Raw genomic sequence first — 13,674 nt, forward strand, 5'->3', positions numbered from 1 at the left:
GTAATAAAAATTAACTTTAAAATTATGATTTATAAACGGTAGCTTATTCTGCCAAAATAGTAAGCGCCTGTTGTTCCCATTTGAACTGGCGCATATTTGAACACTCCAAAATAACTGTTTTCATACACTTGTTCGTCTGGGAAAACATCAAATAGGTTATTTGCTCCAATTATAAATTGAATTTTAGGGGTTACTTTAAAAGCCACAGTCAAGTCAGTAACTACTTTTCCATTGTGTTTTTGTTCGATTCCAAATGGGTAACCATTTCGAGTAACTTCGCCAAAATACGTGTTTCTCAACATAAAGTTGAATTTATTAACGCCGTAATTTAAAGCTAAAGTTCCTTTGTGTAATGGAGTATTGGTTTCTATCAAACTTCTTTCTTGTGGGCCAAAATAAACGTCTTCCTGACCAACAAATACTGCTGGAATTGAATTTAATTCAGAATCAACAACATTTTTATTGTAATTGTACAACAACGAAATATTTAAATTTCCACCGCCTAAATTCAAATCATAATCGGCCACAAAGTCGATTCCTTTGGTTGTGGTATTGATAGCATTGGTAAAGAAACGGCCTGTTTGTGCGCCATACGTTTCGAATATGGCTTGAAGTTCTGGAACAGGATCACCATAAGCATCATTTCCTAAATTTCCGGTAAGGATAATTCTATTGTCGATGTTGATTTGGTAGGCATCAATGGTAAAATGTAATTTTTTTGATGGAGAATACACCAGTCCAAAACTGTAATTTGTAGAAGTTTCTTCTGTTAATTCTGGAATTCCAAGTTGTTGGGCAACATCGCTATCGTTTCTAAAAATACCTGAATTCAATAATTTGCCATCTACAACATCGGTGGCTATATTATTGAAATATTGTTGTTGCAAGGATGGCGCTCTAAATCCTGTACTGGCTGAACCACGCACAAAAAATGTATCGGTAATTTTATATCTAGCCGAAAGTTTTCCGTTTGTAGTATTGCCAAAATCGGAATAGTTTTCGAAACGAAGCGCTGCATCAACCAAAAATTTATCAGTAAAGTTTAATTCGGCATCGGCGTAAAGACCAAAACTAGTTCTGGATTTATTAACTACATTTAAATAAGAAAAACCAGGAAAGGATTGTGCTCCACCGTCTATATAAGAAGCGGTTTCTCCGGCAAGGATTTGATAGTTTTCATATCTAAATTCAGTTCCAAAAGCTAAGTTTAACCCACTAAAAACAGAATCATAGGAGCGAGAAGCATCGGCGTTTATTGTGTTTTGAGTAAAGGAATGACTTCCTGCATCAAATTTAGTTGGGCTAGCTGCTCCTAATGAAAAATTATTGGTATTCTCAACATCATATTGGAAATTGTTAGCGCCAAAAGTATTGCTTACATCTAATTTCCAATCGGAAAGTTTGAATTTAAAACCTGAAATTAAGGATGCATCCAAAATATTTGACTTTAATTCCGGTTGAAAACCATTTGGGAATAATTCAGGAACCACATTTTCGGTTTCGCTTGGCAAGCGTCTAAATCCAAAACCAGTACCATTTTTTAGGTTGAAACCACCAGCAGCATAAAATTCTATATTTTCGTCTAATGGAATCATCGTATTTACAAAACCTTGAATGTTTTGAATTTTGGCATCTCCTACTTGAAAATTGAAATCATCACGAGTTAAACCTTTAGCAGCAAGCATATCATCATCGATCTGACGCGCATTTGGATTGCTAAAATCGTAAGCGAAATAATTATCATAAGCCGATTGATCAAAAATAATCAGGTTGTGATTTTGTGAACGATTGGTTTTTTCACGGTTGTTAAACTCAGCCGTTAGATTGATAAACCCTCCTTTGTTTCCTAATTTATGACCATAATTGATATTCAAATTAGTAGTTTCTCCATCATTTCTAGAGGTTTGACCATAAGTGCCATTAACTTCTAATCCCGTGTTTTCCTTTAAAACTAAATTGATCACACCCGCAATAGCATCAGAACCATATTGCGCAGCAGCTCCATCGCGTAAAACTTCAATTCGTTTGATAGCTGATGCTGGAATTGCACTTAAATCGGTTCCAACTGAACCATTTCCAACCGTGTTTTGGTAGTTTACCAAGGAAGTGGTGTGCCTTCTTTTTCCATTAATCAAAACCAAAGTTTGGTCTGGACCTAATCCTCTCAATGAAGCAGGATCTATATGTTCCGTTCCATCAGAAGCCGATTGCCGATTCGAATTGAAAGCCGGTATCAAATAGGTTAAAATGTCATTGATACTCGTTTGTGGACTAACATTTTTTATTTTAGCTAAACTAACCACATCAATAGGTACAGCCGTTTCAAGTTTACTTTTGTTTGGTGTTCTACTTCCTACAACAACTATTTCATCTAAATTGTTGAGCGGAGTTTGTAAGCTATCATTTTTTGGTTTGATTTTTTCTTTTTCATCTTGTGAAAAAACCTGGCTAGTCGAAAATAATAATAGGCTGCTAAAAAACAATTGTAAAATTCTATTCATTTTTATGGGTATTGGTGGGTATCGAAATAGTATTCTATTGTGAGCGACAGAAGGATATCGTACGTTTTTGCAAAAGTAGTTTTTTTACGCTAACGCAAAAGATATATGTTCGTTGGTAAGCAAATATGTTCTAGGTTTTGCGTTTGATTTTAATCTAAATTGAACGAAGCTCCAAAATTGAACGAAGTTCCGTTATTGTATTTAGAAGCAGCGTCCGCATCGTATTTGGCAAATGGAGCCGAAAATTCGGTGAAGATTCCAAATCCATCCGAGAAGAAATAGCGTACACCAAGATGTCCGCCAAAGTTTTTCAAACCTAAATTCAAACCTGGATACACATCCAATTTTGGAGAAATATTCAAAACGCTTCCTAAATTGGCATTGAATCTCGCTTTGGCATCAAAACGATATTCAGCATCCACCTCGTCAATTTGGGCACCTCCCAATAAATAAGAAGCTTGAACTCCAAGAGAAAAGTTTTCGCCCAATCCAAAATCGGTTGAAGCTAGAATTCCTGTTCCTCCATTTTGAACCGTCATCCCGATGTTGAGTTTTGTGTCGCCTTTACCTTTAAAAGCTTGTGCATTTACCATACAGAATGCACCGAATAATACAATTGTAAAAATTTTTTTCATTTGGTAATAGTTATTTTTTTTGCAAATATAAAGATTTTAATTTCTCCCTTTTTCAGTCGGGTATAAACTAGGCAAAGGTTCACTTTGCCAGAATTCTTTAGTGTCAATATCCATAATTGTCAACGGACCTTTGAATGCTGCGCCGGTATCTACATTCCAAACATTGGCCATTTGTGCCGGACTGGTTTTGCCAATTCTAGAAACCGGTGTGTGACCAATGTAGATTTCGTGGTACAAAGTCAGTCGTTTGGGATAGAATAAGTCGTCTTTTTTCATTTTTTTATCCAATGCTAGAGCCGTTTCCCACAGCGTTCTATCCCAATAAAATAATCTCGGAAAATATTCATAATCCACTCCATTCATATTGGTAAAACCAGCGTGAATAAAAAGGCGATTGTGTTCATCGAGATAATATTTTGCTAAAGATTGAATGAATTGGATGTGTTTTTTTTTCGTTTCGGCACTTACAGTAGCATAAGCCAAAACAGTCGATTCGCCGCCGTGTTGGTACCAAAGCGGGTTGTCCTTGGTCTTTGTGAGCCAATCCAACAATAATTCATCGTGGTTGCCAAGGATGAAAATGCAATTGTGCGTCGTTTTCAGTTCGATCAAATAATCAATGACTTGCGGCGATTGACTCCAGCCATCCACATAATCGCCTAGAAAAATTAGGGTGTCTTTTGGGGAAACCTTGGCTCTTTCCATAATTTGGTGCAGCGCCCGCAAACCACCGTGAATGTCGCCTATAACGAGTGTTCTCATTCTATTTCGTTTATTCTCAAAAATAGTTAAACTATTTATTGCTATTGTTTTAGTATCCTTGTGCGTTGTTTTATTCTTTTTATACTATTTTCCAGTATCCTGTTTTATCGCTTCCTATGCGTTCTATAAAACCCAATTTTTTAAGTTCTTGAATATGTCGTTTTATTGTTGCTACGGAACACCCTACATTCGCTGCTAGTTCAGCGTAATTTGCATTTGATTTTTGCTGTAATTGCTGTAAAATACTAACTTTTACAGGGTCATTTTTTTTATTTACAGGGTCATTTATTTCGTTTACAGGGTCATTTAGTGTGTTTTTAGGTTCAATGTATTGAACATGCATTTGTCTATTTTGTAAGGTATTTTTTTCAGCAAGCAATAGGTTCCCTAAAAAAAGAAGCAAAAATTCATTTGTAGCATGAATACCTTTTGTGTGATTTTTGTAATTGGCTCTAACCAACGAATTGCGAAAATACCACGAATATTGTTCGAACAGTTCATTATTTACTGTAAAGCCGAATGTGCGCAAATATTTGATTAAAAATAAGGCAGTAGTTCGTGTATTACCCTCTCCAAAAACATGAATTTGCCATAAGTACGTGATGAATTGTGCTATGTGTTCTATCGTTTCTTGTTGGCTTAACCCTTTGTAGACAAACTGTTTTTCTTGCTCGAAATCGTATTCTAAAGTAGCTTTTAAACTCTCGGCACTGCCGTACAAAACGGTTTCACCATTTAAAACCCATTCTTGTTTAGTAATATTATAATCACGGATTTTACCTGCAAATTTGTAAATGCCCCGAAACAATCTTCGATGAATATTTAAGTATTCTACTGGTGAAAATGTAAATGTTTGTTCGCCCAACATCTCGGCAATACGTGCTGAAACTTTATCAGCTTCTTCGGTGCGGTCGTCGTTTGTTTGGGATGGGTGTATTTTGTAGTAACTGTCTATTCGTTGTTTTACCTCTTCAATAGTAATATCGCCCTCAATGTTTTGCTTGGCAGTTTCAATAAGATAATCAGAAGGCTTTAATCCGTCAATTTGTTGCAAACCGATAGCCGTTTTCCATACCTTTGCTTTTTCGGCTTGGTTTGGTTCGCCCTGTCTTACATATTCATCAAAATTATCCATTGGCTATCGTTGTTTGTATTATTTTTTAGAGTTTGTGATATGATTTCCTTTTGGCTATAGTGTTCTTACTCTTTTTTATTTTGTGAATTCTTTATGTATAATTTTACCATTTGTATAGTTGATACTGACTGTAATAGAATTCCACGAAGCAACAACAAATGTATTTGAATTATCAATAACAAATTCTTTCCAACGCTGAGCATTTGGGTGCCCGCGATGAAAATTCAATTGTGCGTCGTTTTCAGTTCAATCAAATAATCAATCACTTGGGGCGATTGACTCCAACCATCCACATAATCACCCAGAAAAATCAAGGTGTCTTTTGGGGTAACCTTAGCTCTTTCCATAATTTGGTGCAGTGCCCGCAAACCACCGTGAATGTCGCCTATAACGAGTGTTCTCATTCTATTTTGTTTGTTTATTACAAAGCATTAATTAAAATTTGTTATTAGAGACAGTAATTTTTAGAATGTAATAATTTCTTCTTTACTTTTTTTAATATAGTTAATGAACTTTTCTTCTCTTATTTCTGAATTATCGTACCAATTATTTTCTATATCATCTATAGATTCAGCTAGTTTTAAATCAAAATGATCTGAATCTTCGTCTAATTGTTCAGGCATTTCTTGCTCTAAAAATGAAGATTTAAATTTATTAAATATTTTCACCACTTTTTTAAAGTCTTTATAATCTGCATTATTTCCAGTTGCTGTTAACATCTCAAGGTAATCATCATTATATTCCCCAAAACTTTCTATAAAAATGGAATAAATTCCACTTCCATTTATCATTCCATCAACAAAATAAAACATACAAAAATTCTTCTGAACATTGTTTAGCTTATCTTGTTTTTTATCAAAAACTACTTTTTGATAATATTCTAAAACTTTCATATTTATATCAAAATCTTCGGGAAAAATATTGAATTCTTTTTCTGTTAATTTTAGTTTGTCTATCATTTGATTTATTGCTTAAATTTTTAATTAACTTGTTATTGCACAACTATTTAATTTGCGACCCGAGCGATAGCGAATAGGCGAAGTAATTTGCTGTTGAATTTCTACTGCACATCATACTTCATTTTTCTCAAAATCCGCAACGCTTCTTTAAACGACAAATATACTGAAGTGAACGGTTTCAAAAGCAGTTTGGCATCAATCAGTTTTTGCTTGGCATCTTCAAATCCGTTGAGGTAACATATCATAAATGTCGAGGGTAAATTTTCTAAATCTTTCTGTTCTCGTTCGGATAAAGAACGTCCCTTTTGGATTTTATCCAGCAATGAAATGTTCGAATTGTAAATGTGATACAACATCTTGCGGTTGAATTCCGGCGGTTGAAAAAGGAATTCCCGATCAATTTTGTAATAGCCATTATCGTGAAAATAGAGGGTTTGTTTTTCTAAAGGATAAAAACTGGTTTTATCATTCAAACCCAAAGGCACATATTCCAAAATGGTAAAAGAATCCTCATCGAAACTAATCGTAACTACATCTTGCGAAGAATAAAACAGCTTGATTTGCTCGTTGATGAGTTCAATATCCACTCGAGAAAGGTAAGTAGTATCTCGGTGTTTTTTAGGAACTCCAGCCCAACAAATGACAAATAATTCTTTGAAAACCTTGTATTTGGGTGCCATATCTTTGTGTCGAAAATTCATAAAATCGATCACGCCATCAAGCGTGTAACCAATACTGTTTCTAGAATTATTTTCGATGCCAATGACGGTTTCTGTGTTTTGATAATTTTTTTCGACTTCTTCTTCAACGGGAACGGTGTTGCTGCCGCGGCGAATAAAAACGCTGTTAACGGGAATGGTGTGAATGCCTTTTTTGAAATGCGAAGTTTTACTTTTGGCTTTAATCGTTACCAATCCGACCACTTTGTCTTTCGGTAAATTAGGGAAAGGTACATTCTCATATTGAATTTTTGGTGGATTTTCCAGATAGGCATTGACCAAATTCTGAATTCGACTGTCGTCAAAAAAATCATCACCCACAATTTCGTTTTCCTGATCTTCGACACCCACTACGATATAGGAATTATTGGCGGGATTCGAATTGGATAAGGCGCAAATGTGTTTCAAAAACTTAGCTTTTCCTTCACGCGAATGTAGATTCAACTGCCGTTTTTTGTCATAAAAACTGCTCTCATCATTGTGAGCGAGTAGGTTTTTGATAAGCAGTCGTTTATTAATCATTTTTTAAAAATAAAAAAAAGAGCAAGGTTTAAATTTGCTCTTGAAATTACAATCAGAGCCATTTGATTTCTTCACAATGGCTGTTGATTATTTTGGTAATATTAACATTAAAAAATATAAACCACATAGAAAAATTATGTATTAAAATAGAAATGCGCGTTGCTTATCATAGATTTACTTCGACTGTTCGCTTTGCTCGGGTCATAGCTATGAATAAATAAAATGCCTATGACAATCTTTATTTACTATGTTTTCAATAAACTATGTGGTTAAAAAATTATTTTCTTGTAGGAAAGCAGCAATATCACTTTCTATAAAATCGATTATTTTATCTTTATATAAAATGGAATTTTCTAGATAACTAAAATATTTTTCTTTAAACAAAACTAAAATTAATTCATTCAAATACACTTCTACTTCGGGTCTGTAAAGAATATTTATTTCTTCCAAGGGAGTGTTTTTAAAAATTCCGTGGTTCGTTTTTTTAATTCTTCTCCAGAAATTCCTTTCTTGAATTCTTCATCAAAATCAAAATTAATTTGTTTTTTAAGGGTTTCAATTTCATTTAAAACCGCTTGATCTTCAATGGATAAAATCCAGTCTATAATTTCTTTTTTTTGTGTTGCGATTTCCATTTTTATAGAATTTAATTCAAAGTTACTGATTTTATTTTTTCCATCTAAAACAAAATTAACTAATTGATTCCCTTTTAACAATAGTTGCCGATGCCTGCGCCGTCGGCATAACAATCAAATCAGCAATATTCACGTGATAGGGTCTCGACACCACAAAATGAATAATATCAGCAATATCTTCGGCGCTCAAAGGCGTCAATCCCTTGTAGGTATTAGCAGCTCGATCTGAATCTCCTTTGAAACGGACTTCGCTAAACTCCGTTTCCACCATTCCCGGATGAATGGCGCCCACTCGAATTCCGTATGGATTCAAATCAATTCGCATCGCTTTATTCAGCGCATCAACGGCAAATTTTGAAGCACAATAGACATTCCCGTTCGCATACACTTCTTTTCCTGCAGTAGAACCTATGTTGATAATGTGACCCGATTTTTGTTCGATCATTTTCGGAATTATAGCTTTCGAAACATACAAAAGTCCTTTGACATTGATGTCAATCATCGCATCCCAATCGTCTATATTTCCATCCTGAATGGGTTCTAAACCGTGGGCATTTCCAGCATTATTGATCAAAACATCAATGGTAGAAAAATCAGTTGGTAAAGAATTGATGCTGTCAAAAACGGCTTTCTTATCGCGAACATCAAAACACAAAGTGTGGATTTCTGTGAATTCCGAAAGTTCATTTTCGAGTTCGTTCAATCGGTCTTTTCTTCTTCCGCAGAGTATAATTTTATAATTATTTTGGGCCAAAATTCTAGCCGTTGCTCTTCCAATTCCGCTCGTTGCTCCCGTGACTAAAGCTGTTTTTTTCATTGTTTTTTGGGTGTATTTTAAGGACTATTTTTTGAGATTTTGTACTAAAATAATTTTAGAAAAGGCGGATTTCGCCAATGATAAAAAGCCATAAAAATACTAGTGATTTCTCAATTTTTGGTCAATTTCTTTTAAAAATTTAAAATTATGAAAATACAATCACAAAACATCCTTAAAATTCGGGTTTTGTGAGAAGTTTTAACCATTTTTTAACATCGTACTTCTAAAAAAAAATTCAATTTGCACCGTCTTAAAAAACGAACGCGAATTAGCACAATTAAAATACAAATATGGAAGATAATACTACGACTTTGGACATTAGAGCCATCAATGAAAAAATAGAAAGAGAAAGTGCCTTCATCGATTTGCTAACTATGGAAATGAATAAAGTAATCGTCGGTCAAAAACACATGATCGAGCGATTATTAATCGGGCTTTTAGGACAAGGGCATATTTTATTGGAAGGAGTTCCCGGTTTGGCAAAAACATTAGCCATTAACACTTTGGCGCAAGCCGTACAAGGATCCTTTAGTCGAATCCAGTTTACTCCCGATTTATTGCCTGCCGATGTAATTGGAACGATGATTTACAACATTAAATCGAATGAATTTTCAATCAAAAAAGGACCGATTTTTGCCAATTTCGTTCTTGCCGATGAGATCAATCGTGCGCCTGCCAAAGTACAATCGGCATTATTAGAGGCGATGCAGGAAAAACAAGTGACCATTGGTGACACCACTTTCAAATTAGATAAGCCTTTCTTGGTTCTTGCCACTCAAAACCCAATCGAACAAGAGGGAACTTATCCTTTGCCAGAAGCACAAGTCGATCGTTTTATGTTGAAAACCGTGATCGATTATCCAAAAATGGAAGACGAAAGAATGGTGGTGCGTCAAAACCTTAAAGGAAGCTACGAAAAAGTAAATGCGGTTGTTTCTGTAGAACAAATTTTACGAGCACAAGAAGCCGTTCGCGAAGTGTATATGGACGAAAAAATTGAAAAATACATTCTTGATATTATTTTCGCTACTCGTTATCCTGAAAAATACAAATTGGCCGATTTGAAACCATTAATCAGTTTTGGATCTTCGCCACGTGGAAGTATCAATTTGGCAAATGCGGCAAAATGTTACGCTTTCATCAAACGTCGTGGGTATGTGATTCCAGAAGATGTTCGCGCCGTGGTTCACGATGTATTGCGTCACAGAATTGGAATTACCTACGAAGCCGAAGCCGAGAACATCACCTCGGTTGACATCATCAACAAAATCGTAAACGAGATTGAAGTACCGTAAAAAGATTTTAGATTTTAGATTGCTGATTTTAGATTTTAGATCTGAAATCAGCAATCGTTAATCAACAATCACCAATCAAATGGAAACAAAAGACCTCTTAAAAAAAGTACGAAAAATAGAAATCAAAACCCGAAGATTGAGCGATCATATCTTTTCGGGAGAATACCACACCTCGTTCAAGGGTCGCGGGATGACTTTTAGCGAAGTGCGTCCGTACCAATATGGCGATGATATTCGTGCTATCGACTGGAATGTGACGGCCCGTTACAATGAGGCTCACGTTAAAGTTTTCGAGGAAGAGCGTGAGTTAACGATGATGTTGATGGTCGATATTTCGGGTTCTGAAAGTTTTGGGTCCAAAAACCAATTTAAGAAAGATATTGTTACTGAAATAGCGGCGACAATGGCGTTTTCTGCTACCAATAATAATGACAAGATTGGTTTGATTTTGTTTTCGGATCAAATCGAATTGTACATTCCGCCCAAAAAAGGACGTTCACACGTTTTGAGAATCATTCGTGAATTGATAGAGTTTGAACCTAAAAGCCACAAAACGGATATTGCACAAGCTTTGAAATTCTTGTCTAGCACTCAAAAAAAGAAAGCGATTGTGTTCGTAATTTCCGATTTCATTTCCGAAGATTATGAGCATACTTTGAAAATTGCTTCTAAAAAACACGATATTACTGGCATTCGAGTGTATGATATTCGCGAAGAAAAAATGCCAAATTTAGGAATGGTTTCTATGTTGGATGCTGAAACTGGCGAAACACAATTGATTAATACAGGTTCGAAATCAGTGCGAATCAATTATGAAAAATACTATCAAGAGAAGCTGAAATATTTCAAGGAAACCTTTAGCAAATCGGGTGCAGGAGTGGTAAACACAAGAGTTGACGAAAGTTATGTAACCAAATTGTTAGGCTATTTTAAATCCCGTTAAATTAACTACAAACCTATAAGGTTTTAAAAACCTTATAGGTTTAAATATTAAGAATGAAAAAAATACTACTATACTTTCTGTTTACCACCGCTGTTTTTGCCCAACAAAAACAAGTGACAACCAGTATTGATACCACCAAAAATAAAATCGGAGCGGAGTTCAAACTTACGTTGAAAACCAATGTAGATACCTTGTCGAAAGTGGTTTTTCCCAACGCCAAAAACTTCGGGGCACTAGAAGTCATTTACTCGTATCCCATTGACACCATCTTAAAAAACGACCGATATGAATTAGTCAAAAGATATGGTTTAACCCAATTTGATTCAGGGAAATACACCATTCCTAGCATTAAAATTTTAATCAATAACAAACCGTTTTTATCAGATTCAATCAAAGTTGAAGTTGCCAATGTTGTTGTTGATACATTAAAACAAAAAATGTATGACATCAAGGATATTGTCCCAGCAAACGAATCGAGCGATTGGTGGAAATATGTTTTGTTTGTGCTACTAATTGCGGGAATTGCCGCATTCATATATTGGTTTGTAAAACTTCGCCAAAAGAAAGTAATAGAAGAAGAAATTTATAAAACGCCTATCGAAAAGGCGACTAGTTTACTCAATTCACTAGAGAAAAAAGAGCTTTGGCAACACGGTGAAGTCAAAGCTTATTATAGTGAATTGACAGATATTGTTCGTAATTATATCGAAGAAGCCATCGAAATTCCAGCAATGGAAAGCACTACTTCTGAACTGATTGAAGGTTTGCAAATGGCTTCCAAAAAGAAGAAAATGAAGTTGTCGAAAGAAACGATCGACAATTTATTCGTGGTTTTAAAACAAGCCGATTTAGTAAAATTTGCCAAATCAAAACCGATGGATTTCGAAATTACGGAAGACCGCAAAAAAATTGAAAGAGCCATCGTTACTTTGGATAAAGCTATACCTGTAGTTGTCGAAAACAATGACGAAATGTTGCTTAACGAAATGCAACGTCAAGAACAATTGAAGCGGGAATTGAAAAAACAAAGACAGAAACGCATAATTATTGCCTCTGTTTCGGTATTTCTGCTCCTTTTTATAACCTTGACTTTCCTTATTGCTACAAAAGGATTCACTTATGTAAAGGACAATATCATTGGACATCCATCGAAAGAATTATTGGAAGGCGAATGGATAAAAAGCGAATACGGAAATCCAATTGTGAGAGTGGAAACACCTAAAGTGCTCAAAAGGGTTGACTTGAAGAAAACTTTGCCAAAAGAGGGAATGGCTTTGATAAAGGATATGCAGTCTTTTGCTTACGGAAGCCTAATCGATAATTTTTATATTATGGTTTCGACTTTGCATTTCAAGCAGGAGACACAAATCGATTTGGCCAAATCATTGGATGGCGCTTTGCAAACTTTGGAAGCGCAAGGAGCCCAAAATATGATAGTGAAACAAGAAGATTTTGAAACCAAAGAAGGCATCAAAGGCATCAAAGGATACGGTACTTTTTCGCAAATTGATGGTAAAAATCAAAGCAGTACCAAGTTATATTATGAAGTGCTGATTTTTAGTCAGGAAGGTGGATTGCAGCAAGTTATTATCGTTCACGAAGAGGGCGATCCATATGCCAATCAAATTTCAGAACGAATTTTGAGCTCGGTTGAACTTCAAAACAGCAAACAATAATGGGAAAATTAAGCTTTTTAAATCCAGAGTTTTTTTGGCTATTCTTATTGATTCCAGTAATTGGAGGATGGATGTATTGGAAAAGACACCAACAAACCGCCAATTTGAAAATAAGTTCAACCCAAGGGTTCAAAAATTCAAATTCGCTATTGGTAAAATTCCAACCGATGTTGAATGTGATGCGATTATTGGCTTTAAGTTCATTGATTATTGCGATGGCAAGACCCAGAACAGTGGATATTAGCAATCAAACTAAAACCACAAGAGGGATTGATATTGTGCTGGCAATGGACGTTTCGGGCAGTATGCTCGCCAAAGATTTGAGGCCAAACCGAATGGAAGCCATCAAAGAGGTGGCGGCAGATTTTGTCGAAGAAAGACCAAACGATAGAATTGGACTGGTGGTTTATGCCTCAGAAGCCTATACTAAAACACCGGTAACCAGCGATAAAGCAGTGGTCCTCGATGCTATCGGCGGTATTAAATACGACCAAGTTTTGCAAGACGGAACAGGAATAGGAATGGGATTGGCCACGGCTGTTAATCGATTGAAAGAAAGTAAAGCCAAAAGCAAAGTCATAATTCTATTGACCGACGGGGTGAATAATGCGGGATTTATCGAGCCAGAAACAGCGGCAGATATTGCCAAACAATACGGAATAAAAGTGTATACCATAGGTGTTGGAACAAACGGAATGGCCGAATCTCCCTATGCTTTGTCGCCCAACGGGCAGATTTTATTTCAAATGATGAAAGTAGAAATCGATGAACAGTTAATGAAAAGTATTGCCAGAAAAACTGGCGGAAAATATTTCAGAGCCACCAGTAATAGCAAATTGGCCGAAATTTACGAATCAATCAACGCCTTAGAAACCACCGAAATCAAAGAATTACGATTCTATGATTATGATGAAAAATACAGGCCTTTTGTTTGGTTTGCGCTCGGTCTTATACTAGTGGAATTAGGATTACGAAATACGGTTTACAGGAGTTTTATTTAAACTTAAACACAAAGGACACAAGGACTCCACTAAGAGCACAAATTAAACGATATAAAAGGCTAAAGTAAAAATGA

Annotated in this window: 13 protein-coding genes and 1 pseudogene; 4 read left to right on the top strand and 10 right to left on the bottom strand. The window is 35.5% G+C overall.

The annotated features are described in order from the left end of the window. Positions 1-29: 29 nt before the first annotated feature. From E1750_RS11620 to E1750_RS11665, 10 genes and pseudogenes are all read right to left on the bottom strand, one after another. Positions 30-2,501 carry a TonB-dependent receptor plug domain-containing protein gene (locus tag E1750_RS11620; RefSeq protein WP_133276935.1) on the bottom strand — a complete coding sequence of 824 codons (2,472 nt, stop codon included), beginning with the start codon at positions 2,499-2,501 and terminating at the stop codon, positions 30-32. A gap of 149 nt (positions 2,502-2,650) precedes the next feature. Continuing rightward, on the bottom strand, positions 2,651-3,136 hold the full coding sequence (locus E1750_RS11625; RefSeq protein WP_133276936.1) for a DUF6646 family protein: 486 nt from the start codon (positions 3,134-3,136) through the stop codon (positions 2,651-2,653). A gap of 36 nt (positions 3,137-3,172) precedes the next feature. Then, positions 3,173-3,898, bottom strand: a complete 726-nt coding sequence (locus tag E1750_RS11630; RefSeq protein ID WP_133276937.1) for a metallophosphoesterase family protein — start codon at positions 3,896-3,898, stop codon at positions 3,173-3,175. 79 nt (positions 3,899-3,977) lie between these two features. Then, the gene (locus E1750_RS11635) at positions 3,978-5,033 is read right to left on the bottom strand and encodes a Fic family protein (RefSeq protein WP_133276938.1); all 1,056 of its coding nucleotides are present in this window, start codon (positions 5,031-5,033) and stop codon (positions 3,978-3,980) included. A gap of 227 nt (positions 5,034-5,260) precedes the next feature. Next, positions 5,261-5,437: pseudogene (locus E1750_RS11640) on the bottom strand (metallophosphoesterase); the annotation flags it as partial. 60 nt (positions 5,438-5,497) lie between these two features. Further along, positions 5,498-5,992, bottom strand: coding sequence for a DMP19 family protein (locus tag E1750_RS11645; RefSeq protein ID WP_133276939.1), 495 nt, complete (start codon positions 5,990-5,992; stop codon positions 5,498-5,500). A gap of 101 nt (positions 5,993-6,093) precedes the next feature. Next, a complete protein-coding gene (locus tag E1750_RS11650) occupies positions 6,094-7,233 on the bottom strand; it encodes an ATP-binding protein (protein WP_133276940.1) in 1,140 nt (379 codons plus the stop codon). A gap of 261 nt (positions 7,234-7,494) precedes the next feature. Continuing rightward, on the bottom strand, positions 7,495-7,683 hold the full coding sequence (locus tag E1750_RS11655; RefSeq protein ID WP_133276941.1) for a hypothetical protein: 189 nt from the start codon (positions 7,681-7,683) through the stop codon (positions 7,495-7,497). Continuing rightward, positions 7,671-7,949 (bottom strand): hypothetical protein, encoded by a 279-nt coding sequence (locus E1750_RS11660; RefSeq protein ID WP_133276942.1) that lies wholly within the window; start codon positions 7,947-7,949, stop codon positions 7,671-7,673. The genes E1750_RS11655 and E1750_RS11660 overlap by 13 nt, the downstream gene beginning before the upstream one ends. Then, positions 7,924-8,685: an SDR family NAD(P)-dependent oxidoreductase gene (locus E1750_RS11665; protein WP_133276943.1), complete on the bottom strand. Its 762-nt coding sequence runs from the start codon at positions 8,683-8,685 to the stop codon at positions 7,924-7,926. The genes E1750_RS11660 and E1750_RS11665 overlap by 26 nt, the downstream gene beginning before the upstream one ends. Before the next feature lie 290 nt (positions 8,686-8,975). On the opposite strand from E1750_RS11665, the gene E1750_RS11670 reads away from it, so the two are divergent. From E1750_RS11670 to E1750_RS11685, 4 genes are all read left to right on the top strand, one after another. Beyond that, positions 8,976-9,980, top strand: a complete 1,005-nt coding sequence (locus tag E1750_RS11670) for an AAA family ATPase (RefSeq protein WP_133276944.1) — start codon at positions 8,976-8,978, stop codon at positions 9,978-9,980. A 79-nt stretch (positions 9,981-10,059) separates the two neighbouring features. Continuing rightward, positions 10,060-10,923, top strand: coding sequence for a DUF58 domain-containing protein (locus E1750_RS11675; RefSeq protein ID WP_133276945.1), 864 nt, complete (start codon positions 10,060-10,062; stop codon positions 10,921-10,923). Between the two features lie 53 nt (positions 10,924-10,976). Beyond that, positions 10,977-12,599 (top strand): BatD family protein, encoded by a 1,623-nt coding sequence (locus E1750_RS11680; protein ID WP_133276946.1) that lies wholly within the window; start codon positions 10,977-10,979, stop codon positions 12,597-12,599. Continuing rightward, positions 12,599-13,600, top strand: a complete 1,002-nt coding sequence (locus E1750_RS11685; RefSeq protein ID WP_133276947.1) for a vWA domain-containing protein — start codon at positions 12,599-12,601, stop codon at positions 13,598-13,600. Before E1750_RS11680 ends, E1750_RS11685 begins: the two co-directional genes overlap by 1 nt. The last annotated feature ends 74 nt before the right edge of the window (positions 13,601-13,674 follow it).

This window comes from Flavobacterium nackdongense, from assembly GCF_004355225.1.
In the GTDB taxonomy this organism is placed as follows: domain Bacteria; phylum Bacteroidota; class Bacteroidia; order Flavobacteriales; family Flavobacteriaceae; genus Flavobacterium; species Flavobacterium nackdongense.

Excerpts from the sequence above, each read along its gene's own strand:
- E1750_RS11620 (WP_133276935.1), bottom strand. The coding sequence starts at position 2,501 with ATGAATAGAATTTTACAATTGTTTTTTAGCAGCCTATTATTATTTTCG.
- E1750_RS11625 (WP_133276936.1), bottom strand. The coding sequence starts at position 3,136 with ATGAAAAAAATTTTTACAATTGTATTATTCGGTGCATTCTGTATGGTA.
- E1750_RS11630 (WP_133276937.1), bottom strand. The coding sequence starts at position 3,898 with ATGAGAACACTCGTTATAGGCGACATTCACGGTGGTTTGCGGGCGCTG.
- E1750_RS11635 (WP_133276938.1), bottom strand. The coding sequence starts at position 5,033 with ATGGATAATTTTGATGAATATGTAAGACAGGGCGAACCAAACCAAGCC.
- E1750_RS11645 (WP_133276939.1), bottom strand. The coding sequence starts at position 5,992 with ATGATAGACAAACTAAAATTAACAGAAAAAGAATTCAATATTTTTCCC.
- E1750_RS11650 (WP_133276940.1), bottom strand. The coding sequence starts at position 7,233 with ATGATTAATAAACGACTGCTTATCAAAAACCTACTCGCTCACAATGAT.
- E1750_RS11665 (WP_133276943.1), bottom strand. The coding sequence starts at position 8,685 with ATGAAAAAAACAGCTTTAGTCACGGGAGCAACGAGCGGAATTGGAAGA.
- E1750_RS11670 (WP_133276944.1), top strand. The coding sequence starts at position 8,976 with ATGGAAGATAATACTACGACTTTGGACATTAGAGCCATCAATGAAAAA.
- E1750_RS11675 (WP_133276945.1), top strand. The coding sequence starts at position 10,060 with ATGGAAACAAAAGACCTCTTAAAAAAAGTACGAAAAATAGAAATCAAA.
- E1750_RS11680 (WP_133276946.1), top strand. The coding sequence starts at position 10,977 with ATGAAAAAAATACTACTATACTTTCTGTTTACCACCGCTGTTTTTGCC.
- E1750_RS11685 (WP_133276947.1), top strand. The coding sequence starts at position 12,599 with ATGGGAAAATTAAGCTTTTTAAATCCAGAGTTTTTTTGGCTATTCTTA.